This is a genomic window from Clostridium sp. Marseille-P2415, from assembly GCF_900155545.1.
Lineage (GTDB): Bacteria > Bacillota > Clostridia > Lachnospirales > Lachnospiraceae > Lacrimispora.
On record NZ_LT732526.1, the window covers coordinates 3,037,410 to 3,063,542 of the forward strand.

A 26,133-nucleotide genomic window follows, 5' to 3' on the forward strand; every position below is an offset into this window, starting at 1 on the left:
TTACCGTTTCCCTATCTGTTTTCGATGTCCATTACCATATCTACGCGGCGCTGATGTCTTCCGCCCTCGTATTTGGCATCCAGCCATTCTTCCGTAATCATCTTTGCCATTTCTATGCCGATCACCCGTGCTCCGAAGCAAAGCACATTAGAATCATTGTGCATTCTGGAAAGCTTTGCCGTATACGGTTCGCTGCAGACACAGGCACGGATTCCCTTAACCTTATTGCAGGCAAGTGAGATACCGACACCGGTTCCGCAGATCGCGATGCCCAGATCCGCTTCTTTGTCCGCAACTGCGCGTCCTACCTTTTCACCGTATTCCGGATAATCACAGCTTTCTGTGGCATTGGTTCCAAAATCAATGACTTCATAACCTTTGCTCTCTACAAATTCCTTAACAGCATTCTTCATTTCTATGGCCGTATGGTCATTTCCCATTGCAATCTTCATCATTTTTCTCCTGTTATCGCTCCAGCCGCCAATGGAACATACAGGCATGCTCCCCCGGCTCGCTGTCCGTTTAAAATAGATTCGGCATAAACATACCATAAATGCCGGATTTAATCAAGTTCTATCGCTTCATTCCGCTTCTGTTAAGCCTGGCGGCCATAAAAGGAAACGATCCGGTCCAGTCTAGCTCCCATATTGGCGAGTAAAAGATCCGCAGTCGTAAGGGCTGCCATGGCCTCCACGACCACCACCGCACGCGGTACAACAATGGGGTCATGCCGTCCTTTGATCTCAATTTCTGTTTCCTCTCCCTGGCGGGTCACGGTTTTCTGGGGCTGAGCGATAGATGGCGTAGGTTTAAACGCGGCCCGCAAAACCACCTGGGAACCGTCGCTGATCCCGCCCAGAATCCCTCCGGCATGGTTGGTGGTCTTTTCCACACCTTTTTTATCACCCTTACAAAATCCATCGTTATTCCGGGACCCTAAAGCATGAGCGGCTGCGAAACCATCTCCGATTTCAAAGCCTTTTACCGCCCCGATGGACATGACCGCCTTTGCCAGAGCCGCATCATATTTTTCAAACACCGGATCACCGATGCCGGCCGGCACGCCGTCAATGACGCATTCCACCACGCCTCCCACTGAATCCAGCTTTCCCATCATCTGCTCCAGATATTCTTCTGCAAGAGCTGCCGTTTCCTTATCCGGCATGAAAAGGCGGTTTTCATCCCGTTCCTCCATATGAAACTGTTCCGGTTTTATCTCAAAAGGACCCACAGATTTTGTGTAAGCAGTTACCGTAATTCCCAGGTGCTTTAAAAAGCAGGCGGCAATGGCACCGGCCGCCACCCTTCCGATGGTCTCCCTGCCGGAGGAACGGCCGCCCCCGCGGTAATCCCGAAACCCAAATTTTTCATCAAAGGTAAAATCCGCATGGCCCGGACGGTAGACCTCCATGATGCTGCCGTAATCCTTAGAGCGCTGGTCCGTGTTCCATATCACCATGGAAATGGGAGTCCCTGTGGTCTTCCCCTCAAAAACCCCGGACAGAATCTCCACCTGGTCAGCTTCCTTACGCTTCGTGGTAAACCTGCTCTGACCCGGTTTTCTCCGGTCAAGGTATTGCTGAATATCCGTCTCTTCTAATTTAAGCCCTGCCGGACATCCATCCACCACAACACCGATGGCCTTTCCGTGTGATTCCCCCCAGGTCGTTACCTTCCATATTGTCCCCAGTGTTGATCCTGCCATGTCTCTCTCTCCTTTCCTCTTTCCTGCCCACGCTTTTTGGGCATAAAGGGATACCTGTAAGGTGTTTCCTCTTTCCTGCCCATGTTTTCTGGGCATAAAGGGATACCTGTAAGGTGTTTCCTCTTTCCTGCCCACGCTTTTTGGGCATAAAGGGATACCTGTAAGGTGCTTCCTCTTTCCTGCCCACGCTTTTTGGGCATAAAGGGATACCTGTAAGGTATTTATTCGCTGACTTTCACGATCACACAGCTGTTGGGCTCATTGACCCGGAGCTCCTTGCCGTTCATGACGAGAAGGCCCTTTGTGTAATCAACCGTAAAAAATGTAATGCTTCCGGTCTCATGATTGATCGAAGCGATATGCTTGTCATCCGGCATAACGCAGATATCCTTCGGATAGCTTCCGCTTATGGGCAGACAGCATAAGTATTCCAGTAACCCTGTCCTGGGGTCACGGTCATAGACCGTAACGGTATTATCTCCCGCATTGCTGCAGAACATGTGCGTTTCATCATTGGACAGCCGTATGGAACTCGCCGCTGTAAGCTGGGTAAGAGGCTTTGGCCCTGTGGTGGAGATGGTCTGTATCTTCTCGATCTTCGGCTGGTGCTCTCCTGTCTCATAGGTGAATACATCAATGACATTCTTTAATTCATAGAGAAGATAGAAGAACTTCCCGTCGGCACTGAAACGGAAGCATTTGGGGGCGGATTCCAGATTGCAGCGGATGGTATCGACCAAGATCATCTCTTCATCTTTTTCGTCAAAACGGTAAATCTTAACCTGGTCAATTCCCAGATCTGCCACCATGATAAATTTTCCATCCGGCGTTCTTCTGGAACAGCTCACATGGGGACGGAAGTTTCTCTCCGCCACGCTGCCAAGGCCCTTGTGGAATACTCCGGTCACAATACTGCCTACGGAACCGTCCTCATTTAACCGCAGTATCGTGGACTTTCCATCGTGGTACCCTGATACAAAGATGTATTTATCCTCTTTATCAGTGGATAAATGGCAGCCTCTCATTCCCTTTATATTGGCTGAGTTAAGCCTTGTAATGGAGCCATTTTCATGAATGCGGAAAGACACAACTCCTTCGTCCGCAATGGAATAAAGAGTCTTTCCATCGTTAGCGGCTGTCACATAAGAAGAGTTATCAACTTCAACCTCACATCTGGGAATAAAACGGCCCTTTTCCACGTCAACATCATAAACGGTAATACCCTTAGCCTGTCCATTGTAGGAATAGGAACCTACATAAGCCATATATTTGCCTTTCATAATACATTTCCTCCTGGAATCTTCCTTGTGTAAACTAAAAATATCATATCATAAGTTCACGTATTTGTTAAGGAAAAACTTCCTTAAAAACTATTGACATACAATGAAAAACAAGTATAATGTATTTTGCTGCGTGTTTATTATTACTAAACTTTTTAGTTATATTTATCGTCAGTTAGTATAAGTAAACTTTCAGCTTATCATTACAAAAAGGAGGAGCATATGGATATAGGTACAAAATTAAAAGAGCTGCGGGTCTTAAAAGGGCTTACCCAGGAAGAGCTGGCTGACCGCGCAGAGCTGTCAAAGGGGTTCATATCCCAGCTGGAAAGGGACTTGACCTCCCCATCCATTGCGACTCTTATGGATATTTTACAGTGCCTCGGAACCTCCATCGGAGAATTTTTCAATGAAAGCCCGGAGGAACAGATCGTATTCGGCAAAGCCGATTACTTTGAGAAACATGACACAGACCTTAAGAATGAAATCAAATGGATCATTCCTAATGCACAGAAAAACATGATGGAGCCGATCCTTCTCACCCTGGAGGCCGGCGGAGAGACCTATCCGGACAATCCCCATGAAGGCGAGGAATTCGGCTACGTCTTACAGGGAAATATTTCCATTCATATAGGAAGTAAAACATATAAAGCAAAAAAGGGGGAATCCTTTTACTTTATATCGGATAAAAAACATTATTTAAGCAGCAAGGCCGGCGCTATCCTCATCTGGGTAAGCTCCCCGCCAAGCTTTTGACAGGAGGATAAAAGGTCATGGGACAGCCATTAATTGATTTAAGGAATATCACAAAAAGCTTTGACGGTACCATGGTACTGGATGATTTGAATCTCTCCGTAAAGGAGAACACATTTGTTACCTTGTTAGGGCCCAGTGGCTGCGGCAAGACCACAACACTTCGTATCATCGGCGGGTTTGAAAGCCCCAATCAGGGGCAGGTGATTTTCGACGGACAGGACATCACAAGCCTCCCTCCCAATAAACGGCAGTTAAACACCGTTTTCCAGAAATACGCCCTGTTTACCCACATGTCCATAGCGGATAATATTGCCTTCGGCTTAAAGATCAAAAATAAGCCCAGGGCCTACATTCAGGATAAGATCAAATACGCCTTAAAGCTTGTTAACTTAGACGGCTATGAAAACCGCACGGCAGATTCCTTAAGCGGCGGCCAGCAGCAGCGTATTGCCATCGCCAGGGCCATCGTAAATGAGCCCAGAGTCCTTCTGTTAGATGAGCCTTTGGGCGCTCTGGACCTAAAGCTCCGCCAAGACATGCAGTATGAGCTGATCCGGCTGAAAAATGAGCTGGGCATCACCTTCATTTATGTCACTCATGACCAGGAAGAGGCACTGACCATGTCCGACACCATTGTTGTCATGAACCAGGGCTATATCCAGCAGATGGGTTCCCCGGAAAACATCTACAACGAGCCGGAAAATGCCTTTGTGGCAGACTTTATCGGAGAAAGCAACATCGTACCGGGTACCATGATACAGGATGAGCTGGTTGAAATCTTTCACGCGAAATTCGTCTGTGTGGACAAAGGCTTTGGGACCAACACCCCTGTTGATGTGGTGATCCGCCCGGAAGACATCGACTTGGTGGAACCTGAAGAAGGCACACTGACCGGCTTTGTGACTCATTTAATTTTCAAGGGCGTTCATTATGAAATGGAAGTAACCACGCCGGATGGCTTTGAATGGCTGGTACACAGCACGGATATGTTCCCGGTCGGGCAGAAGGTGGGAATCCATGTGAACCCATTCGACATTCAGATCATGAACAAGCCGGCTTCGGAAGATGAGGAGGCTGTGGGTGTCAATGAGTAAAAAATTATTATCCGGTCCTTATATCATGTGGATGATCGGCTTTATCATGATCCCACTGGGATTAATCGTATTTTACGGGCTGACGGACCGTTCCGGGGCTTTTACCCTGGCCAATGTCCTGTCCATTGCTACGGCAGAGCATGCAAAGGCCTTATGGCTTTCCCTGGGACTTTCCCTTATCAGCACGGTTCTCTGCCTGATCCTCGCTTATCCTCTGGCTTTGATCCTGCGGTCCAGGGGAATGGGACAGGGAAGCTTTATCGTTTTTATCTTTATCCTTCCCATGTGGATGAACTTTCTTCTGCGCACCCTGGCCTGGCAGACCCTGCTTGAAAAAAGCGGAGTCATTAACGGGATTTTATCCGCACTCCGTCTGCCGAACCAGAACCTGATCAACACACCGGGAGCCATTATCCTTGGCATGGTTTACAATTTCCTGCCTTTCATGGTTCTCCCCATTTACAACGTGCTGACAAAAATCGATGATAATGTCATAAACGCCGCCAGGGATTTAGGGGCCAATGCCATACAGGTCCTGTTCCGGATCCTGCTTCCCTTGAGCATTCCCGGAATCGTAAGCGGCATCACCATGGTATTCGTACCGGCCCTCACCACATTCGTCATCTCAAACCTTTTAGGCGGAAGCAAGATCCTGTTGATAGGCAATGTCATCGAGCAGGAATTTACAAAGGGAGACAACTGGAACTTAGGCTCCGGCCTTTCCCTGGTCTTAATGGTATTTATTCTGATCAGCATGGCGCTTATCGCCAAATATGATAAGAACGGGGAGGGAACGGCATTCTGATGAACAGAAAGACTGGTTTTATCAAACGTTTTATCCAGGATTTTTACTTAAGTTTTATACTGGTATTTTTATATGCACCCATTGCCACCATGGCAGTGCTGTCCTTTAACAGCTCCAAGTCCCGCACCCAGTGGGGAGGCTTTACCACCCGCTGGTACGGGGAGCTGTTCTCCAGCAGCACCATTATGACAGCACTTTACAATACTCTGCTGATCGCATTTTTATCTTCTCTGATCGCGGTCATCATCGGTACGGCGGCAGCCATTGCCATCAACAGCATGAAGCGGGTCCCCCGTTCCCTGCTCATGGGGATCACCAACATCCCCATGCTGAACGCGGATATCGTAACAGGAATCTCTCTCATGCTGGCGTTTATCGCCTTTGGGATTTCCTTAGGCTTTCGGACCATTTTAATTTCACATATTACCTTTAACATTCCTTATGTCATTTTAAGTGTCATGCCGAAGTTAAAGCAGACGGATAAAAGTACCTATGAAGCGGCCATGGACTTAGGAGCCACCCCGGTTTCCGCTTTCTTCCGGGTTGTGTTCCCGGACATTCTTCCGGGCGTGCTTTCCGGATTTTTGCTGGCCTTTACCATGTCGCTCGATGATTTCATCATCACCCACTTTACAAGAGGAGCCGGCATCAATACATTATCCACTTTAATCTACAGCGAAGTGCGGCGGGGAATCAAGCCTTCCATGTACGCACTGTCAACCATCATCTTTGTCACGGTACTGATGCTGCTTTTAATCACCAATTTCGCACCAAAACGGAAAAAATAATAGGAGAACGATCACATGAAAAAAAGATTATTTAAGGTTATGGCCGCCGGCGCTCTGGCAGTTCTTTCCGCCTCCCTGTTAAGCGGCTGCGGAAAGTCCGCGGCCAAGGCAGGAAGCGCCGGAGAAGTTTACGTATACAACTGGGGAGAATACATTGACGAATCGGTGATCAAACAGTTTGAGGATGAGACCGGGATCAAGGTCATTTATGATATGTTTGAAACCAACGAGGAAATGTATCCTGTCATCGAGGCAGGCGGCGTCAAATACGACGTGGTATGCCCTTCCGATTACATGATCCAGAAAATGGCAGAGAACAATCTTCTGGCAGAGATCAATTTTGACAATGTGCCCAACTTAAAGGAGATCGATCCCAAGTATCTGGAAATGTCAAAGAGCTTTGACCCGGAAAACAAATACTCGGTTCCGTACTGCTGGGGAACGGTGGGTATCCTGTATAATACCAGCATGGTGGACCCGGAAGATGCTCCCACCAAATGGTCCGATCTCTGGGACGAAAAATACAAGGACAACATCCTGATGCAGGACAGCGTCCGGGATGCCTTTATGGTGGCCTTAAAATCCCTGGGATATTCCATGAATACCACCAATGTGGCAGAAATAAATGAAGCAAAAGAACTGCTGATCCGGCAGAAGCCTCTGGTTCAGGCTTATGTCATCGATCAGGTGCGGGATAAAATGATCGGCGGTGAGGCTGCTGTGGGCGTGATCTATTCCGGTGAAATGCTCTACATCCAGAACGAAGTAAAGGATCTGGGCCTTGACTACTCCCTGGAATATGTGATTCCCGAGGAAGGGACCAATCTCTGGCTGGATTCCTGGGTGATCCCGGCGAATGCGCCAAACAAGGAAAATGCAGAAAAATGGATCAATTTCCTGTGCCGTCCTGACATTGCCAAGAAAAACTTCGAATACATCACCTATCCGACTCCGAACAAGGGGGCATTCGATTTACTTGATCCGGAATTTCAGAACAACAAGGCTGTTTTCCCGGATGCAGATACATTAAAGAACAGTGAAGTATACCAATACCTTGGCGACGAGGTGGATTCTCTTTACAACGAGGCCTGGAAAGAGGTAAAATCCAATTAATCACATACAAGATGGAGGAAACTATGGTTGAAAACCTGGAATTAATCCTGCGCCAGGTGGTCGATATGACCATTCTGCTTTTTGAGTTCATGGGCGTTATCGTCATTATCCTGGCAGGTCTTCGCGGAATTTACGACTACATCAAGCACAATCCTGAAATCCGCTTAAATCTGGCCCAGGGCATGGCTCTTGGACTGGAATTCAAGCTTGGCAGCGAGATCCTGCGCACCGTAGTGGTCCGGGAGTTGTCAGAAGTGGCCGTCGTAGCCGCTATCATTGTCCTGCGGGCGGCACTGACCTTCCTGATCCACTGGGAGATCAAGGTGGAGAAGGAAGCGGAAAAATAATATTGTGACACATAAGAAACGACTCCAGGAATATGGCTGCCTGGAGTCGCTTTGACTGTGGTAAATGCGCTTAAACTGTCTTATTATCACTTAGGACTATTCTGTTATTTCTTTCGAAAATCCATATATTCTAATAATTTAATAGCATTTCCATGAAAGCAAGCAGGTACTGGGGGAGGAGCGTGGCTTTTAGAGAATGCCCATTACGCTCGTTTGATGTTTCCAAATCACTCTTCTGATTTCTTCTTGCTTATTCCCAATAAACTACGACTTTTTTTGCTGCTTCATCTACATACGTCATATACCTTATAGAATTTTCAAACTGACTTCTAGACATACTTATAAAAATAGAAGTATCCCACGGATTTATTACTACTACAGTGTCTTTGTTTACACTCTTTATTGAATAGGAGTGACCGCCATCCCCTATAATCCCTTTACTTGGATCCGCTATATTAAAATCACAAGCTGCTGTAATTCCCTCTCCGGATTGGCATTTTGAGGCCATAGTGTTCATTATATCAGTTTTAGAAGATGACCAATAAGTCTTTTGTTTGTACCCTGTCATTGTTGTAAATACATCACAAGCAAAACAACCATTATAAACATTCATGGCCTTTTGTAACCCAGCTTCTATAACTCTGGCATCAAGATCTCCTTCTATGTATGCATTTGCAACATCAGTTTCAGATACTGTTTGCTTTCCAGCACCGAAATTAAGTGTATAACTGCCATTCTTATTAACCGTAATCATTTTACTTAAAAGATTTCTGCCAAATCTACTATTATCTAATGCCTGTATAGCAGAAACTGCTCCGCAATCATTCGCACTTCCCTGATGGAATGTACTTAACTTCCCATCCAGTTGTGTTGCCGGATTACCGCTTGTTCCTGCAAAAACAGGGATCGGTGAAAACAAAGTACTTGCAACAATTCCTAAAGTTAAAAATAAGGCGCTGACTTTCGTTTTGATTTTTCTCATTTTAATTTTATGTTCCATTATTTATTCCCTCCTAAATTTTATTTGAGCTGATGCTATTAATGATCCATTTCCGCCCAGCCACTATACCAGCTTTTAGTTTTTGTAAATATATCCATTCCATAAGAAGCATTATGAGTACTATAAGGGGCAGCATGGATTTGCATATAAGTTATAGTATCGGAAAAGGTAAGTATCGTTTATAAGTATATTAATCAGCTGTCTGTTCCTTTATAGTTGCAGGAAACACTAACCGAATAATTAGATGAAAAGCCTAAATCCGTCGTTCTCTTAAAGCTGAACTTTCCAGTAGCTTTTCTTGAATTATTACCGCTCGTGGTGGTCTTTTCATTGGTTATATCACCGCCAGCATAGTAGGTTACTTCACCTTCAGCATCATAAACCTTTACCTTTTTCGTCGATGAATTCCAATCAAAGGTAGCCGTAACTTGAGCTGAGACGATAAGAGATCCATTCCCTCCTAAGCCAGTATGCCAGTCTTTCGTTTTTGTGAAGGTATCTGTACCATATGCAGCATAGGGGGTAGCATAAAGCAGCCCATAAGGAGCAGTATGAACCTGTACATAAGTTTTTTCAACAGAAGATGTACCATCCGGGTAATTTTCATATTCAACAGAAACCAAAGTGCCTTGCGGGGCTTCTGATGCCATAGCCGGAACTGCATGAAAGCACATAAATAATGCCAATACTAATACTACAATAAATCTACTTCTTCTTTCCATGTTAACTTCCTCCTTTTTCGATAAAATTTACTTACCAATACCGATAATATAAAATTACCAATTACAACAGCGCACACGCGCACAATTCCTTCACCCAATTTATCAATTTCATTTACTTGAGTTATTAATTGCCAAATGGCAACGGTTCCTATTGTCAGATTTAATAATAAAGGCAACAATACATAAAGACGGGTTAATATAGGAAAAAATCTCAAAGATAATACCGAGAACCATGCTGTTACTGCAATTATTACAAACAGATAAGGGATACCTCTATAATTTATGGCAGCCATTATTACTGTTGCTGAAAGTAACAGTAACAAAAGCGGTTTAAATAACTTCATCAACAACAATTTATTTATTCTAAAAACAAAATAACGCTGATCTTCATCCCGACTTAAAAGCATCTTTTTATCCCCCTCTTAATTACGTACATGGTAACAGTTACAATTTGAACAAACAATTTTACCTCTTTAATCCAGCATATCCTCAATTTAGATAAATTTCAACCCAAGTGCCAAAATTATACACGTTCAATGCCAAAATTTGCACTTTAACCCACCTTATAATTAACGATAAGGTCGAATGTAATCCCACTTTCCCGTTTTTCTCTTGCTTTCTATGGTATAATCTTTGGTAACAGGATGATTTTGGCGCACAAAAACCGGACGTCACTTTTGGCTTACAAATTTTGTACTCCGAAATTCACGTCTGCTGGTATCTGTCTTTTCGTTCCAGCCAGTGGTTTCATGTTCCGATTATCTTGCTACCTTTTTAAAAGACCTGGTGTTAAGTTGATGCTGTTGGCAGCAACCTCGTGGCATTCTAATTTATCTGCCAGGTCTTTTCCATAATAAAAACAGAATGCTTCATACGGACTTTTCCCATTCAGCTTTTTTCTTCTATAGGAATTGATATGATCCATCATCCGATTGATATCCTCCTGCATCAGTTCATCAAAGCTTTTTCCCTTTGGCAATACCCTTCTTATGAATTCATGCCCTACCTCTATTTCCGCTTTCTGATAGGGTGCACTTGGATTGCAGTAATAGATTCTGGTTCTTTGAAATCCTTTTCCATCTGGGCCATACTCTATACTCTTCGGATTAGAAAATTCACTTCCGTTGTCAGTGTTATACCGAATTCGGTATAATACGGATTATGCCGAAGAAAAAACTATACCGAAAAACCACCAAAAATGCTATAAATACTGTGCCTAATGCTATTTCTTCGACATAATGTTTTATACTTGAGGTACCAAGAAAGGAGGTACCTCATGATTGAGATTAATACCATTTGCGAGCTGTTGCTCGAAGCATTACAGGATGCAGGATACAATAAATCCACTATTTTTAACTACCAAGGTGCTGTTAGAAGATTCAAAGCTTTCTGTTCAGAGAAGGATGTAACTGTGTATACTACGGAATTCGGAAAGCTTTATTCAGATGATGTCATAAGTCCCAAAACCGGGCAATTCAGCACAGAACGATACCATTTGCATGGACGGTTCATCCGATTGATGAATTCATACTACAGTACCGGGCAATTCGATTTTTCTATCGTAAAGCGAGGAAAAGTAGCGCCAACTAATCCACTACACAAGGATGTTTACGGCGGCTATCAGAAGGTGCTCCATATGCAGTACACAAATGAGAATACTATCCATTTTTATGAGTATGAGTTTTATTACTTTCTGCAGTTCCTTCATAGTGCTGGCATTGATGACATTGCAACAATTACACCAGAAACACTCTTTTCCTACATTCAGACTTCAAAAACAAACAGACAGAGAGCAGTTCTTTGCGGTTTAAGATCATCAATGAAATACCTTAGAAGAGATGACCTGATTGTCTCTATACTTGGAATTCATTCGCCTCGGGCACGTCGAATTATTCCTACATTGACAGATGATGAGAATCAACGACTGAGCACTGCTATTGAGTCTTCGGAGGTTACTCTTCGTGATGCTGCTATCGTTCTTCTGGGTATGTCATCAGGGATACGGGCCTGCGACCTGATAAAGCTGAAGCTGTCAGATATCGATTGGATTAGTGAAACGATATCTTTTCATCAGAGCAAAACCGGAAACTTTGTATGTCTCCCACTCATTCCATCTGTTGGAAATGCGATTTTCAGATACCTTCACGAAGAAAGACCAGCAGCTAATAATGACTTCCTGTTTGTACGTGAACTGGCTCCCTTTGATCCATTCACTGACCATTCAAGCTGCTACGAAGTAGTTCGTCGGGTTTTCTGCCAGGCAGGGATAGATAAGGAAAGCCGTATTCTTGGGATGTGCCTTTTGCGCCATAATGCAGCATCCACTATGGTAAAGAATGCTGTGCCGATTGAAACAATCGCCGCTGTTCTTGGACATGTCAATCCGGATACGACAGATATATATATCACTACAGATGAATATCGCCTTAGAGAATGCGTCCTGCCTATGACAGGCATATCCAAGGAGGTGAATCCATGAATACAGATTTCATAAGTGCCCTCGCACCTCAGCTTGAAAGCTTCCTTGAATTCAAACATTCCATTGGCATACAGTACAAATCGGCTTCATGTCACTTACGGAACCTGGATGAGTATAACTTTTCAAACGGCAACTCAAGCAGTTTGAATAAAGAAACCGTTGAAGGATGGGCTGCAGCGAAGAGTTGTAAATCAACAACACCGAATCGGAGTTGGATATCTCCTATAAGAGAATTCGGACGATATCTACATAGTATCGGCGTTCCCGATGCATATGTACTGGGTGACAAGTACAGAATCCAGAGCTACCACGCCGAAGTCTACCTGATGAGTGAAGCTGAGATACTGGCTTTCTTCAAGGAGTGCGATTCATACGTACTCAGAAAGAACTACTTGGGCAGGGCATATGTTTTACCTGCACTGTATCGTTTCCTTTATTGTTGTGGCGTACGATGCGGTGAAGCGCGACATCTTCGTTGCGAAAACGTACATCTTGATAATGGTTTTGTTGATATCCTTCAATCCAAAGCTCACTGTGACAGACGCTTGTATCTGTCAGAGGAACTTACAGATTATCTAAAAAAATATGACTGCGCCATAAACGCCTGTTTTCCATCAAGAGAATACTTTTTTCCGGGTGGAAAAGGTGGCATGTGTTCTTCGACTTCATTGACGGTGAATTTCAAAAGCATCTGGGATGCTGCCGGCCTTAAAAGAGATGGAAAAGTCAAACCACGCGCTTATGACTTCCGACATCACTTTGCATGTGCTAACATCTTGAAGTGGTCTAAAGAGGAAACGGATGTACATGCGATGTTCCCTTATCTTATGAGATATATGGGGCACTCATCCCTCGAAAGCACCTATTACTATATACACTTGATACCGGATTTCTTTCCTCAGTACTCTATTCTTACATCATCAATGGAATCTCTTATTCCGGAGGTAGAAGACGATGAAGTATAAGCGAAAGAAGGATAAAAGTTTCTGGATTATGGCACGTCTTTACCTTCATGATTACATGCCGGTAATAAGAAATCTGTCAGACAAATCCGTAGAGGCTTACAAACAGTCACTTAAATCCTATCTGTCTTTTCTTGAAAAGGAGAAGTTATTAAAAGATGATAACGTCACATTTGAAGCTTTTTCACGGGAGAACATCAAGGAGTTTGTTGAATGGATGAAATCCAGTGGCTACTCTCCTAAAAGTATTAATCTCAAACTCACAGCAATCCGGTCATTCCTGAAATACTGTGGAGAAGAGGATTTCGAGCTCAAAGCACTATATACAGAAGCATGTTTAATAAAGAAACTGAAGGAAGAAAAACATCCCATACAGTATCTCCAACCAAAAGCAACTGCCGCCATTCTGGCTGCATCCGATACAAAGACCTCCAAGCATCGTCGAAATCGAATGATGCTCATTCTGCTCTATGATACTGGTGCAAGGGTACAGGAATTGGCTGAATTAGATATATCTTCACTGCACCTAGATGCGTCAAATCCATTCATAACGCTCGTCGGCAAGGGTCAAAAGAGCAGAAATGTACCATTGATGAATAAAACTGTTACACATCTTCAAAACTACCTGAAAGAGTTTCATCCTAAGAATAAAGAATGTCCATTGTTTTACAGCCTTTTGGATGGAAAAACTCATCGGTTATCAACAGACAGCATTAGCCTAGTTCTTAAGACCGCTGCTGATACTGCTCGTGAAACCTGTTCCGAAGTACCTGATAATGTCCACTGTCATTTGATTAGAAAAACGAAAGCCATGGATTTATATAGGAATGGAGTTCCCTTGCCATTTATTATGCAGTTTCTTGGTCATGAAAGTATGTCAACAACATCCGGCTTCTATGCATTCGCAACACTTGAAATGATGGGTGACGCTATGAAGAAAGCATCGCCGGATTCCACTGTTGCAGAGAAACTTTGGAAAAAATCTGATGTACACCATGCACTGTATACGTTGGATTAACTGATTACTATGCCGAAGAAATGTCAGTAAAAGTATTTTCTAAGCAATTCTCAGGAATTCTTCGGCATAGTTTTTTCTTCGGCATAATCTGTCAAAATGATTGGAAACAACTTTCGAAAGTCCTGTCCTCCCAGCCTATGATATAGTTCATCATAAATATCGATTACTGACTTAGAGGTATTGGCATCTCTTAGGAATGCAAGCATCAAGGACGTTTCTACAAAGAATACCGTAAGCAGAACCTTTCCACCTTTGCTTCTTACACGACAGCCTCTGTCTACCTTCAGTTCTGGTTTTTTATAACGCGGACGATACTTTACTTTCCTTGGGAGATCAATGTTCCTCACATCAAACAGACTTCCATCTATGTAATTGTATAAAGTATTCTCGCTGCACGTCAGCTCATCCTTATTATTTAAATATATCTGATGTATGGACTGGCCTTGTTTGATCAGCGGAACCAGGATCTCATTGAGTCTGACAATTTCTCCTTCCGTGGAAAGAATCCCACTTCTTGATTCCGCAATCTTTTCAGATGCCTGACGATGGGCTTCCAATGCGTCGTAGATTGTCTTCGTCAGTGTACACTTCTTCACTTCACTGCATCCATTACATACATAGGGGGTTTTAAATCTGCTGGTACATACTTCTTCCTCAAACTGTTCGCAATACCTGTTACACAGACGCTCACACTGTCTGCATGTGGTTACCATTGGATGCTTACATTCATTTGTTCCACACACTTTTTTTCTCTTGCATCCTTTTCGATACTTGCATACATTATGGGGATAGACTGAATATCCTGTACATTGCTCTACTGCATAGTTGCGGATTTCTTTTGTAATAGTAGTTCTGTCCCTCCCCAGCTTCTTGCCTATCTCGGTAAAAGTCAGATCCTCCTTCAGTCCACTTTTAATCTCCAAACGGTCTTCATAAGGTAAAAACTTAGCCATAGTGTATCCTTTCCCCACCGGCTAAGTTCAATATATCACGAAAGGCAGGGACTGCGCCCTGCCTTTTTGTAACACGAATTTCTCTATGCTATTTTCAAATATTTGTACCTATCTTTCCCTTTCAGACGGGAAAGTTATTTTACAATTGAGGACGTAGAAAAAAGAAGATCTTTTCTATCAAAAAACAGATTCCATGGAGTCTCCCAACAGAATCTGTTTTTACATCACATATTAAAAATTCGTTATCAACACCTCGACCGTAACCGCATCCCGTTCTTTAAACTTGGTATAGATAATTGCCCTTTTAACAGAATCTAAAAGATGATTCCCCCCTTTATAATCATAATACTACAAATCCCCATGTTTCTTTAGATATCCATACAACAAATAAACAATTATAAGAAGTATTGCGATAGTCCAAAATAATTTATGACGAAGAACCGTTCTTAATCTGCCAAATCCCTCTGTTAAACCATACTTATTAAAAATCTGAATGAATAAAGCAAGCCCGATAACCTGAACCTCTCCAAATATTAAATATCCACGCAAAAAAACCTTTAAATTTACTTTTCTTAACACCAATACAATTCCTGCACAAATAATAAATAAATAGCAAAATAAAAAAAACACATTTGTATAATAATCAGAGTACCTTTTCAAATTATCAACTTGTAAAGCCATCTCTTTTTTTACTTCCTGCGATGTTGTTTGATTAGCTCTCAGCAATATATCTATTGAATTGTACACAAGTTTTAACGCAGCCATATGTAAAAATAACGTTAAAACAGAAAAAATCCACACGAAAGTAAAATATATACGGTTATTTCTATTTAAAATCATTTAAACAATCCCTACGCCTGAGTACTAATTGTATATTCATGATAACCAGAAAATTGCCGTTTTATTATAAAGCAATTTCTTCATTTCAATACATATTTTCTTCTCACTTTCAATATTCACACTTAAACTATCTTATTATCACTTAGGAATATTCTCGTAGCCTCTTCTGTTGTCCCCTGCAAACGATTTGCAATTATTTATCATACAATAAATCTGATCCATTTCCAGATCATACCAAGTAATATCATCAATCCGATCATTCTCAGTTAGCTTTGCTGATTCAACCTCCCAATATACTTCTATCAATTCTCTTTCAAAAGATTGATTTTCAGTTTTTTTACCAAATGACTTAGCTATCTCAGCCTTATTGTTTTTTATTCCTTTTAATTTGAAATTTCTTTCTATGTTCAAAAAAAGAGTCATAAATGTAATCAAAACCAATACAATAACTATTTGCATATTTCCCCCTGATTTCATCCTAATTACCTTAAAATCATTTTCAATGTGTATTACTTAATATTTGCTTCATATTATCGAAAGATGAATAAAGGTACTGTCATCCTATTACGTTTTAGACTTATAACTTGTAACACTATCTTTCACTTTTTCAATGTAGTTAATATATAAATTTAAAATGATAAAATTATTATTTTGAGAAACTCAGAATAGGCAAACGTAGCCGGCATCATCGTCCTGCGGGCGGCGCTTACTTTCCTGATCCACTGAGAGATCAGGGTGGAGAAGGAATCGGAAAAATAATATTGTGACACAGAAGAAACGACCCCAGGAACGGATGCCTGGAGTCGCTTTGTCTATGGTCTCTTATTTACAAACTGTACCCAATAAAACAAATGCTATAAACATCCATCTAAAGAGTCATATCATCTTGATTGTTCCATCCACCTTTTAAATTCTTTTCCCTTAGGATATAACTTCACTTTTCATTGATGCCAGGAATAATTGCAAAGAATTTACACTTTCGTTATCAGGGAATGTATTTCCGTTCTTCTGTAACATGGCTTGATGGAGTTTATACTTTTCCTCACCGTATCCCTTTTTTTCAAGAATATCATATATCCGGCTAATTCCTTCATTAAGAGTCTGGGTTATTCCTCTTGTCGATTCTGCTAACCTGTCAATTTCAGCATAAATATCGGAAGCAGTTGCATCAATTTTCCAATTCCCCTCATCTGAATCGGAAAATTTATTTTCTCCAAATACTTTATTAACGGTACGGTTAAAGAAGTCGCTCTTGTATAGGTCCCATTTGTTTAATTTTTCGCATCCATCTTTTAGATATTTTTCACGAGCCTGTTGTGTTTCAGTCAACAACTTTTTTATATCATCCATAGCAACACCATCCGGTAGATCTGCATTACCATTTACAATGTCCTGACACGTCTGAATCCCTTGATCGTAACTCATAAGCTGTTCTTTAAAGGAACTCAATTCCTGTTCATGATCACTGGACAAACCGGAAAGAAATGAAAGACTCGCCGCATAATAGTAGCCCTTAGTTTTCAAACATGCCTTAATAAAGTTGGAACTCTTTTTCTATTGTTTGGTCTTTACTTTTTAAGCGAGAGCAATAAAAGATGAAAATACAGTAACTAACGGTGCTGAGCACCATTGGGTAGGTTATCATGAATAACTCAAGTATAAGAATTATATATCTTTCCATTTTTCAAGTATATAACTTTATCACAATGCTTCAATAGATTATCATCATGAGTAGAAAAAACAATTGTATATCCCGCATTGCATAATTCCTGTAATAAAGACAGAATATCCATACTCAATTTATAATCAAGTGCGCTTGTCAATTCATCTGCTATGAGAATTTGCGGTTTTGTGATCAGTGCTCTGGCGATTGCAACACGTTGTTTTTCACCACCGGATAATAAGGACACTTTCCTATGAATATAATCGGATTTATCAAGATGTATACTATTCAGGATATCCTTTATATGAGATTCAGTTTTCGAAAAATTGTTTTTATAAAACATGAACGGAAGAGTAATATTATCATATACACTCCACTCTTCAATTAATCCATAGTCCTGTGGAACATATCCTAAAAAATTATGCCTGAATTTTTGGCGATCTTTTAAATTAAGGTCTTGTAAAATAGTTCCGTTTATTTTACATATTCCTTCTTCGTATTCAGTGAGTCCAAATAAAATATTCAGCAAAGTCGATTTTCCAGAGCCTGATTCCCCCACAATAGCATTTAAGCCACCCTTTCCCATAGTGAAGGAGATTCTTTCCAGCACACAGAATTTGCTATTATTGTAAGTTTTACTAAGATTTTTAACTTCAATGACTGGCTCGTACAATGTAAGAATACCCCCTGCTTAATATAATAAATGCGCAAAAATGAATCATAAAAAGCGTAATAAAAATATAAAGTCCATTTTGCGTATAAAATGTTTGACCGAATTTGCAGTAAAGGATCCAGATAGTCTGGCCTACAATAAAACCAACGAATAATTGTATTACATTGGCCGTTCCGATACATTTCATATAAAACTTTCGGTTAAGATTGCAGATAGAGAATGTTTTAATGTAGTTTTTCTTTTTAAAATAAAAAAGAATATATAAATTGACATACAGCAAAATGTATATGACAATTCCTAAAATCAGAAACCGGAAATACGACGGCAATAAGGTCAATTTAAAATCAGAAAAGGAATCTACGCTGTCCTGTATCTTCTGAATATTAATATAGTCATATCCAGATAATATGTTTAACACTTCTTCGTAATTTTCTATATAGAGAAACACATTAAAAGTAGGCTCAAAGAACGAAGTTGTATGAACCGGTAATGTATTATCAGGATCATATACTAATATTTGATTATCTGGTTCCTCTAAGAAATTCCCTCCTGAAAAAATCAAAAGATTATTACTATATCCAGATACATTTATTTTAACTTTTTGGTCCACCCCATTGACATACATACCTACGGGTATCGTATAATTCTGACCAGATTTGAATTTACTTTTTAAATCATTTGAAATGATAGCTGAATATCCATCACCATTTATGTCCCTATTTTCAAAAATATGGAACAAGGAAGCTTCCTCCCTTGATACCGTGCGAATTTTTACGATGTGTTTTTTTTTAATTGTTGTATACAGAGGATTTCTGGTAAAATCTAAAACAGCAGCATTCTCTTTCAGCTTAGAATCCAATTCCTTGATGATTTTTACATAATCATTATCTTTTGGTTTTACAAATGTTACCTTATAAATATTTGAATAATTGACTTCTTCCAGAACTTTCAGCCGATGCTCCAGATTTTTGTACTGAGTCAAACAAAAATTCAAATAGACTACTAATGCAATAGAAACAGCCGTACAGTAATACAACGGCCTTTTGAAACCTTTATATATCAAATAAAGAAAATGTATTATTTCCCCCATAACATCTCTCCCCATAAAAGTATCCTGCTTAAAATAATAGATACGGTTATTATGGTGAATAATTCGCCGCCTATTATTAATTTTAAAAAATCTTTTGAACCTCCGGTATACTGAAAAGCCGGCTGATGTTTGAGGTTTTTATGATATAAAATATGACATGTTTGAAAAACTGCAAAACTGCAAAACACAATGATTAAAATTATTGATATAACATAATCACGTATCTTATTAAATATATCCTCAATTACCCTCCAAAAGACTGGATTTATCACAAACGGTCTATCTGACTGTTCAATCCCGGTTTGTCGATCATATTCTTTGACAATCTCTCTTTTTTTTACAGGAAATTTCGTTTTTAAAACAAGATGTCCGCAAATGAACGAATTGCTTAAATTATTGTTAAATACACAATTAAATGGTATAACGGACTGCTCAGCAGTATAAGAAACGCCAATCAGTTGAAAATCCTCATTACCAAGTGATATGAAATCCCCGATACGATAATCGGAAAAATAGCATTTATAATCTTCTAGATTTAAAATAATCACTTCATCTCCATCCGTTAATTCCTCTTTTGTAAACTCTCTCCCCTCAATCTTCCTGTCATATGCCGGGGCGTCTTCCGGACATTGCACCCCAACAGTCGTTAGCGGCTGGAAATTAAGCCATATTTCCTTTATATTTTCAATCTTATATTCATTAAATATCTTTAATAATATTTGAAGGTCCTTTTGAGGAATGCCGTTATAGCTCGGCTCTATGGCAGTTGTCATTTTAATCTCTTTCAAACCGCCATACTCCTCTAAAATTTTATCAGCCTCACTTCGAAGTAATAAACCAATATAAAAGAAGACCGCGACCAGAATTAATAAAATATAGGATAATATTTTCAGGTCATATAGGATGTATTTGATAAGTAATTTAGAATAACCCTTTAAATAGAAGGTGGAATGTTTCATTTTATTTACCTATTTAATTAAGAGGGCGCCCCAAAGGCAATTATTCTTATCACTCAATGCAACATACAATATTTAACAAGTGTACTATAATTGTATTAGGCGTAATTAAAATTTAGCTTTTGGGACACCTTTTTAATATGTGATATTGTATAGAACATTTACTGTACGGTGGCACTTCCTACAACATAATAACTGCCCATTTTGTTTAAGGTACTGGCACTTAGTGTATAAGAACTTCCGCTTCTTAAGCCAGACACTTTTTTCGTAGCTGAAGAGTTTCCGGTAGTGAATGATGCCTTTTTCGAACCAACATATATAGCATATCCATATGATGTACCACCTATCCATGCGCCAGAACTATCCTCTACATGAGCACTTGACTTAACACTTGCACTTGTGCCAGATGCATTAAATTTAGTTGGGCAATCAAAAGAATATTGAATTTTAAAATCAAATGTTACGCTGGTGCTGGAAGCCCGAGCTAAATTAGGATGAATTACAAAGTATTCTCCGGTGGTCGGATTTTCATAACGATATTCATTTACTTTAATCCAGCCAGGCTGAAGCTGTTCGTCATTCTGACCTTCGGCCGCATAAGCAGAAAAAGCCATTGTAATAAACATACAAATACTTAGAAGCAACGAAATCAAACCATTTTTCTTTCTTTTCATAAAAGCACCTCATTCTTAACATTTTGTATTTTCTGAATTATCTTCACTTTCATATTGCTAAATTCAGAAGTCGATAGTTACTTTAGTCAAAACCCAAACTGTAATGGCTGCCTCGGTCGCTAGGCCAAACTGTAACAAATTGTGCAATGGAATCCCCCCTTTCTCATAATCATCTGATGAAATGCTAACAAAGCTGTCTGATGAGTTATAATTTTGTATCAATACGGAATGCCTATACTGATAAGGCATTTTTCTGTTTTAAAATTATCTCCGTATTGGTATCCCTCCATCCATTTGGCATTCTAGTCTGTTCAAAGGAGTAAACGCCTGTATTACTGCGGCCACTGAAAATGCATATTTACAATCTTTACCGTAGATAAAGCGGTTTTATTAAAAATCAGTTTATTTATTCAACTATCTTTACATATCCCCCATCTCTACGTAAGTCACCCGATGACTTTCTTAATATAGTTGTTTTTAAGAAAAAACAATCAATAACTTAAAAATATTCTACCATGATTTTAAAGTCTTTTTAATCTTCTGTAGTGAATGGTGTGTTTAGATGTAGTAAATGGTGAAATTTTATATTTATTATCCAACATCACTACCTTGTAATGTGATATGATTTCGTAGAGTTGCAACTCAGTATGATAAACTGGCAATATCTTTTCTTACTTTTGTTTATTGTGCTTCCATATTCACTTCGTGCAAATAGTATAAGGGTTATGAGTTTTCAGATACACCCTAGCAATTTGAGCATATACCCACTTCAGACAACTTTCAACCCAAGTGCCAAAATTATACACGTTAAGTGCCAAAATTTACACTTTATTCTTTCGCTACGTAGAAAAAAGAAGATCTTTTCTATTAAAAAACAGATTCCAGGGAGCCTCCCAACAGAATCTGTTTTTACACTACATATTAAAAATTCGTTATCAACACCTCAACCGTAACCGCATCCCTTTCTTTAAACTGGTAATTGCAGTTGGAATAGGTCTTATCAATATAATGGATCCGGTACCGCTTGCTCCATTCAATTAAAAGATCATTGGATAAACCCTTGTGATACAGGACATTGGAAAGGGCGAACCTGGTTCTCTGTTCGTCTAACCGGTCCAAAAGATCTAAAAGCGCCCGTTCCTCTTTTTCCTTCCAGTCCTTGAACCCCCGGTTCCCATCGTTGTAATTTCCCGTAGAAATCAGATACGGCGGGTCACAGTAAACCAGATCGTCCGGTCCAAGGCCGGTTAGATCCAGTTCCATAAAATCCACATTGGAAAATTCAATGTTTTTTTCATGAAGGGCCTGGCAGAATTCCGTTAAGTTCTTTTCAATGCTGCTGTTAAAGGAGCTTCTGTTTCGCCCAAAAGGAGAGTTGAACTCATGGCTGTTATTAAAGCGTATCTGATGATTAAAGGCATAACAGGCCAGCACAAACAGCGCTGTTAAATCCTTTGTTTTGTTATAGTGTGCCCGAAGGGCATAATAGCCTTCTTTATTCTGCTGGGTCAGCTCATATTTCCGGATCAGGTTTTTAATCCGGTCCAGGATCTTGGCCGTATCCGTTGACGAGAACATCTCAAACAGCTCAATCAGATAAGTGATCTGGTCGTTGCAGATAATCCGTTCTGCCTTTACATTGATCCCCACGTTAAAGCCTCCGGCAAAGACATCCACGAACGTGCGGATATCCTTCGGGAATGCATGAAAAACAGGCTCCAGGATCTTGTATTTTCCTCCGGTATAGTTAAGAGGACTTTTTATGTACATGGCGGCACCTGCTTTTCTATATAGACCAGAAGCTCTTTTAACCGTTCTGTTTCCTTCACCTTCCGGCTCTTATATCTCCGGTAGGGAATTTCATAGATTTGAAAGGTTTCCGGTTTACCGTACTTTTTCATGGCTTCCTCAATTTCCTGCAACGTCATGAGCCCGTCCGTACTGTAGCTCAATATAATATGGCGGAACCGGGCATTCCGGATCAGTTCTTCAAACGCGGGAACCGCCCGGTTCTTCATGCAGAAATCCGATTTCTGCCCTTCATCAGACCGCTGACCTGTGACGCCCCGTACATCAGGATAATCATACCTGGCAGCAGTTTCCAGGACATGATAATTGGAAAGATACTGGCGGGCATTGTAGGGCGGGTCGATGTAAAGGATATCTCCATCAATGCGTTTTAAAAGCTCTGCCCCGTTTTCATTATAGCATTGATTCTGTTTTCCATTGTGCGTCACGGGAAGGCGGAACAGCTCGTACCGCTTGCAGCTGCGTCTCTCCCATGTCTTATGAAACGCACCGTAGGTTCCCGAGGTGTTGGATACAAAGGGGATTCCCTCCACAATGCAGGCAACCAGATAATAATACTCGTCCTCACTCAACAGTCCGGCTGCCTTCCAGTCTTCCACGGTACACCTGGCAAAATCAATCCGAAGAGCATTGTCATCATTTAAGTACATGCGGCCGCCAATGGGAGCATAGGTATTCTGGAAAAAGCGGCGTTCCTCCGGCAGCTCCTCTAAATCCTTCTTCTCCCTGCCGTTAAAATAGTCCACCGGGTCACTGATCCCGGTTTCTTCCCGCAGGCGGGCAAACCCAGGCATGCTGTCATTTTCAACGGTAGCCCGCTGCAGCACATAAGAAAAGTACAGCAGGTCATTGGAACAGACCTGGTACCACTGTTTAAAATATCTGGCAACCGCGGCGGTTCCAGAAAATATATCACAAAAGCTTTCGGCTTCTGGTGCCTTTTCATCAATGACTTGTTTGATCTGGTCCAGCAGCAATGTCTTGCTTCCAATAAATCTCATTCTTTTCTTGCTCCCATTTCATTTTAACCTGCATATCATTATAATGTAAAATTGAAAAAAACACAAGAAAAGTTGAACCTTCTAAATTCTGTTGCCGGCCTCCGGATTCTTTTTCTCCTTACGGTGCCTTTTAAAGCGGTACATTTCTTCATCGGCCATATCCAAAGCGGCCTTCGGTGACATATGTGTCCCCTTCACGACATAGACCGTACCATAGCTGACGGACATCGGATATCCTTTTTTGCTGCCTGATATTTTCCGGTCGATCATGGCAAGCTTCCTTTTTGCTGTCTGCTCATCGCAATCCGGAAACAGTACAACGAACTCATCGCCGCCGAAACGGCAGGTGAAATCAGTGTCACCGGCAGTTTCTTTCAAGGCTTCTGACGCAAGCTTTATATACTCGTCCCCGCTTAGATGCCCAAACCGGTCATTGATGGATTTGAGCCCATCCAAATCGATCATGCAAAGTGTAAATGGTATCTCTTTTTGTATATATGCATCAATGGTACGCAGGCAGCTGCGCCGGTTATCCAGTCCTGTTAATTCATCCTTATAGGCCATAACTTCTAAGAATGCTTCATTTTCCCTCTGGTATGTAATATCCGTAATAAGATGTACCACTGCTTTTTTATCCTCCCACAGCAAAGAATAAGACTTCGCCTGAAATATTCTGTTGCGGAAACACTTGAACTCATAACGCAATTCATGTTCCAGCCCGGCATAGGACTTAAGCCGGGACATCAGGGGGCATTCTCCTCCACAGGCATACTGGCCTTTCTGAAAATCAAAAAACCGTTTTTTTGCCAGTTCATTCGTAAATAATACCTCTCCGGTTTCTTCTTCCGTGACCACAACCCACTCTTTCAGGCTGTTCATAATGGATACTAACAGCGTATTAAAACGTTTGTTTTTTTCTGCCTCATCCTTTAATTCCTTTTCTCTTTTTTCCAGCCGGACCACCATTTCATGAAATGCCTTTGAAAAGTCTCCCAGCAATTCCAAAGCCACTTGTGTTTTTTCTTCCTGTTCCTTGTCAGCCGGCTTATTTAAAATAATACTTCGAATCTGTTCAAGAAGAACATAAAGATCTTTTTCTGTCATCCACTACACCTTCGATCAATGATTAACCTTTGTCTCGGACCTGCATGTACGTAACCGCCGGTCCGGCAATCGATATCTGCTGCCACATATTTTTTCCCAGCCGTTTTCCCGGCTGTTTGAAAAATTAAAATTTTTCTCATGTTTTTGTTCGGGACCATATTACCACTCCCCTTTCGAACCATTTTTATCCTGAGTTGAATCTATGTAGTATGGATTTTGAAAAGAAAATAGGGGGAACGTAATTAATTAATACGTTCCGTGTCAGAAAGGTGTACCTTTTTACATTGGTTACAGAGAAAATCATTCCACCATATTTGTGTTGAAATCCGTCGAAATTTCTATTATAATATATTATGGTTTATTTTACTCGTTTGGCAAGCATACCATATTGCTAAAAAGGTACACCTTTTTAGCAATATGGTATGCTTGTCTCATTTTAAAATTTATTCTTTCTGCCATACTATAAACGACAGGAGGTTTTATATAATTATGAATAATTTCTACGGTTACGTTAGGGTTTCAAGCCTCGATCAAAATATAGAAAGGCAACTGGTAGAACTGCTGAAATGGGGGGTTTTAGAAAAAAATATTTATTGTGATAAATTATCCGGTAAGGATTTTAACCGGCCGCAGTACCAGAAATTAAAGAAAAGATTAAAGGAAGGGGACGTCCTGGTCATTAAAAGCATTGACCGTCTGGGCAGGAATTACGAGGATATCCAGAAGGAATGGAGAGAAATTGTCAAAATAAAAAAAGCAGATATTGTGATTATTGACATGCCTATTCTTGACACCCGGACCAATAAGGATCTGATCGGAACACTCATTTCCGATATTGTCCTGCAGCTTCTTTCATACGTGGCGCAGGCAGAAAGGGAAAACATCAAGCAGCGGCAGGCGGAAGGAATTGCCATCGCAAAAGCCCAGGGCAAGCATCTGGGACGCTTTCCCTCCCCGCTTCCTGATGAATTTTACCCGGTTTACGAAAAATGGAAACAGCGTGAATATACGCTGCGCACCGCAAGCAATGCCCTTGGAATCACGGTCAGCCAGTTCCGGACCATGATAAAAAAACACCAGAACAATAGAAAGGAGGACTTAACTTGAAAATTCCTGTCAATCTGTGTTAAAATAAGAAGAGATTATATTGAATTTTGAAAGAAGGTGCTGATACGAAGATACAGGAATCTGCCGAAAACTATCTGGAAGCTATCCTGATGCTGCAGCAGCGCAATGGTCATGTGCGTTCCATCGACATCGCCGGAGAATTGGAATTTTCCAAGCCAAGCGTCAGCGTGGCG

General features: G+C 41.0%; 27 protein-coding genes and 2 pseudogenes. 11 read left to right on the forward strand and 18 right to left on the reverse strand.

The features are described 5' to 3' along the window. Window positions 1-11: 11 nt before the first annotated feature. From rpiB to BQ9856_RS18770, 3 genes are all read right to left on the reverse strand, one after another. Window positions 12-452: a ribose 5-phosphate isomerase B gene (gene rpiB, locus BQ9856_RS18755; protein ID WP_077612389.1), complete on the reverse strand. Its 441-nt coding sequence runs from the start codon at window positions 450-452 to the stop codon at window positions 12-14. A 143-nt stretch (window positions 453-595) separates the two neighbouring features. Then, window positions 596-1,705: a chorismate synthase gene (gene aroC, locus BQ9856_RS18760; protein WP_077612390.1), complete on the reverse strand. Its 1,110-nt coding sequence runs from the start codon at window positions 1,703-1,705 to the stop codon at window positions 596-598. Window positions 1,706-1,926: 221 nt separating this feature from the next. Continuing rightward, window positions 1,927-2,985, reverse strand: coding sequence for a lactonase family protein (locus BQ9856_RS18770; RefSeq protein ID WP_077612391.1), 1,059 nt, complete (start codon window positions 2,983-2,985; stop codon window positions 1,927-1,929). A gap of 222 nt (window positions 2,986-3,207) precedes the next feature. Between BQ9856_RS18770 and BQ9856_RS18775 the strand changes: the two genes are divergently transcribed. The 6 genes from BQ9856_RS18775 to BQ9856_RS18800 are packed head-to-tail and all read left to right on the forward strand — an operon-like array spanning window position 3,208 to window position 7,888. Beyond that, window positions 3,208-3,741 (forward strand): helix-turn-helix domain-containing protein, encoded by a 534-nt coding sequence (locus BQ9856_RS18775; RefSeq protein ID WP_077612392.1) that lies wholly within the window; start codon window positions 3,208-3,210, stop codon window positions 3,739-3,741. Between the two features lie 17 nt (window positions 3,742-3,758). Next, a complete protein-coding gene (gene potA / locus BQ9856_RS18780) occupies window positions 3,759-4,835 on the forward strand; it encodes a spermidine/putrescine ABC transporter ATP-binding protein (RefSeq protein ID WP_077612393.1) in 1,077 nt (358 codons plus the stop codon). Then, on the forward strand, window positions 4,828-5,640 hold the full coding sequence (locus tag BQ9856_RS18785) for an ABC transporter permease (RefSeq protein WP_077612394.1): 813 nt from the start codon (window positions 4,828-4,830) through the stop codon (window positions 5,638-5,640). The genes potA and BQ9856_RS18785 overlap by 8 nt, the downstream gene beginning before the upstream one ends. After that, complete coding sequence (locus BQ9856_RS18790; protein ID WP_077612395.1) at window positions 5,640-6,428, forward strand: ABC transporter permease; 789 nt, start codon at window positions 5,640-5,642, stop codon at window positions 6,426-6,428. Before BQ9856_RS18785 ends, BQ9856_RS18790 begins: the two co-directional genes overlap by 1 nt. Before the next feature lie 15 nt (window positions 6,429-6,443). Continuing rightward, window positions 6,444-7,541 (forward strand): ABC transporter substrate-binding protein, encoded by a 1,098-nt coding sequence (locus tag BQ9856_RS18795; protein ID WP_077612396.1) that lies wholly within the window; start codon window positions 6,444-6,446, stop codon window positions 7,539-7,541. Between the two features lie 23 nt (window positions 7,542-7,564). After that, window positions 7,565-7,888 (forward strand): DUF1622 domain-containing protein, encoded by a 324-nt coding sequence (locus tag BQ9856_RS18800; protein ID WP_077612397.1) that lies wholly within the window; start codon window positions 7,565-7,567, stop codon window positions 7,886-7,888. A 250-nt stretch (window positions 7,889-8,138) separates the two neighbouring features. Here the strand turns inward: BQ9856_RS18800 and BQ9856_RS18805 are convergent, their stop codons facing one another. From BQ9856_RS18805 to BQ9856_RS18820, 4 genes and pseudogenes are all read right to left on the reverse strand, one after another. Continuing rightward, window positions 8,139-8,888, reverse strand: coding sequence for a hypothetical protein (locus tag BQ9856_RS18805; protein WP_235839250.1), 750 nt, complete (start codon window positions 8,886-8,888; stop codon window positions 8,139-8,141). A gap of 194 nt (window positions 8,889-9,082) precedes the next feature. Beyond that, window positions 9,083-9,610 (reverse strand): hypothetical protein, encoded by a 528-nt coding sequence (locus BQ9856_RS18810; protein WP_077612398.1) that lies wholly within the window; start codon window positions 9,608-9,610, stop codon window positions 9,083-9,085. Further along, the gene (locus tag BQ9856_RS18815) at window positions 9,583-10,017 is read right to left on the reverse strand and encodes a hypothetical protein (protein WP_077612399.1); all 435 of its coding nucleotides are present in this window, start codon (window positions 10,015-10,017) and stop codon (window positions 9,583-9,585) included. The genes BQ9856_RS18810 and BQ9856_RS18815 overlap by 28 nt, the downstream gene beginning before the upstream one ends. A 359-nt stretch (window positions 10,018-10,376) precedes the next feature. Further along, window positions 10,377-10,742 (reverse strand): annotated as a pseudogene (locus tag BQ9856_RS18820) (transposase); the annotation flags it as partial. A 144-nt stretch (window positions 10,743-10,886) separates the two neighbouring features. On the opposite strand from BQ9856_RS18820, the gene BQ9856_RS18825 reads away from it, so the two are divergent. From BQ9856_RS18825 to BQ9856_RS18835, 3 genes are read left to right on the forward strand one after another with little or no spacing between them, the layout of a single operon-like run. Continuing rightward, a complete protein-coding gene (locus BQ9856_RS18825; protein ID WP_159441907.1) occupies window positions 10,887-12,089 on the forward strand; it encodes a tyrosine-type recombinase/integrase in 1,203 nt (400 codons plus the stop codon). Continuing rightward, window positions 12,086-13,054 carry a tyrosine-type recombinase/integrase gene (locus BQ9856_RS18830; protein WP_159441906.1) on the forward strand — a complete coding sequence of 323 codons (969 nt, stop codon included), beginning with the start codon at window positions 12,086-12,088 and terminating at the stop codon, window positions 13,052-13,054. The genes BQ9856_RS18825 and BQ9856_RS18830 overlap by 4 nt, the downstream gene beginning before the upstream one ends. Next, a complete protein-coding gene (locus tag BQ9856_RS18835) occupies window positions 13,044-14,069 on the forward strand; it encodes a tyrosine-type recombinase/integrase (RefSeq protein ID WP_077609171.1) in 1,026 nt (341 codons plus the stop codon). The genes BQ9856_RS18830 and BQ9856_RS18835 overlap by 11 nt, the downstream gene beginning before the upstream one ends. Before the next feature lie 50 nt (window positions 14,070-14,119). On the opposite strand, the gene BQ9856_RS18840 is transcribed toward BQ9856_RS18835, so the two are convergent. From BQ9856_RS18840 to BQ9856_RS18890, 11 genes are all read right to left on the reverse strand, one after another. Next, a complete protein-coding gene (locus BQ9856_RS18840) occupies window positions 14,120-15,022 on the reverse strand; it encodes a helix-turn-helix domain-containing protein (RefSeq protein WP_235839251.1) in 903 nt (300 codons plus the stop codon). A gap of 348 nt (window positions 15,023-15,370) precedes the next feature. Further along, window positions 15,371-15,862 carry a hypothetical protein gene (locus BQ9856_RS18845; protein ID WP_159442037.1) on the reverse strand — a complete coding sequence of 164 codons (492 nt, stop codon included), beginning with the start codon at window positions 15,860-15,862 and terminating at the stop codon, window positions 15,371-15,373. A gap of 138 nt (window positions 15,863-16,000) precedes the next feature. Continuing rightward, the gene (locus tag BQ9856_RS18850) at window positions 16,001-16,321 is read right to left on the reverse strand and encodes a hypothetical protein (RefSeq protein ID WP_077612402.1); all 321 of its coding nucleotides are present in this window, start codon (window positions 16,319-16,321) and stop codon (window positions 16,001-16,003) included. Window positions 16,322-16,783: 462 nt separating this feature from the next. Beyond that, the gene (locus BQ9856_RS18855; protein ID WP_139348731.1) at window positions 16,784-17,287 is read right to left on the reverse strand and encodes a hypothetical protein; all 504 of its coding nucleotides are present in this window, start codon (window positions 17,285-17,287) and stop codon (window positions 16,784-16,786) included. A gap of 227 nt (window positions 17,288-17,514) precedes the next feature. Then, window positions 17,515-18,198: an ABC transporter ATP-binding protein gene (locus BQ9856_RS18860; protein WP_077612404.1), complete on the reverse strand. Its 684-nt coding sequence runs from the start codon at window positions 18,196-18,198 to the stop codon at window positions 17,515-17,517. Further along, window positions 18,179-19,303: a hypothetical protein gene (locus tag BQ9856_RS18865; protein ID WP_139348732.1), complete on the reverse strand. Its 1,125-nt coding sequence runs from the start codon at window positions 19,301-19,303 to the stop codon at window positions 18,179-18,181. The genes BQ9856_RS18860 and BQ9856_RS18865 overlap by 20 nt, the downstream gene beginning before the upstream one ends. Next, window positions 19,276-20,076, reverse strand: a complete 801-nt coding sequence (locus BQ9856_RS18870; RefSeq protein ID WP_139348733.1) for an ABC transporter permease — start codon at window positions 20,074-20,076, stop codon at window positions 19,276-19,278. Before BQ9856_RS18870 ends, BQ9856_RS18865 begins: the two co-directional genes overlap by 28 nt. A 329-nt stretch (window positions 20,077-20,405) precedes the next feature. Beyond that, window positions 20,406-20,918: a hypothetical protein gene (locus BQ9856_RS18875; protein ID WP_077612407.1), complete on the reverse strand. Its 513-nt coding sequence runs from the start codon at window positions 20,916-20,918 to the stop codon at window positions 20,406-20,408. A gap of 921 nt (window positions 20,919-21,839) precedes the next feature. Further along, window positions 21,840-22,688 (reverse strand): DNA adenine methylase, encoded by an 849-nt coding sequence (locus BQ9856_RS18880; RefSeq protein WP_077612408.1) that lies wholly within the window; start codon window positions 22,686-22,688, stop codon window positions 21,840-21,842. After that, window positions 22,679-23,728 carry a DNA adenine methylase gene (locus tag BQ9856_RS18885; RefSeq protein WP_077612409.1) on the reverse strand — a complete coding sequence of 350 codons (1,050 nt, stop codon included), beginning with the start codon at window positions 23,726-23,728 and terminating at the stop codon, window positions 22,679-22,681. The genes BQ9856_RS18880 and BQ9856_RS18885 overlap by 10 nt, the downstream gene beginning before the upstream one ends. 81 nt (window positions 23,729-23,809) lie before the next feature. Further along, window positions 23,810-24,832: a GGDEF domain-containing protein gene (locus BQ9856_RS18890; RefSeq protein ID WP_077612410.1), complete on the reverse strand. Its 1,023-nt coding sequence runs from the start codon at window positions 24,830-24,832 to the stop codon at window positions 23,810-23,812. 489 nt (window positions 24,833-25,321) lie between these two features. Between BQ9856_RS18890 and BQ9856_RS18895 the strand changes: the two genes are divergently transcribed. Then, window positions 25,322-25,939 (forward strand): recombinase family protein, encoded by a 618-nt coding sequence (locus BQ9856_RS18895; protein ID WP_077612411.1) that lies wholly within the window; start codon window positions 25,322-25,324, stop codon window positions 25,937-25,939. 110 nt (window positions 25,940-26,049) lie between these two features. Then, window positions 26,050-26,133: pseudogene (locus tag BQ9856_RS25800) on the forward strand (metal-dependent transcriptional regulator); the annotation flags it as partial.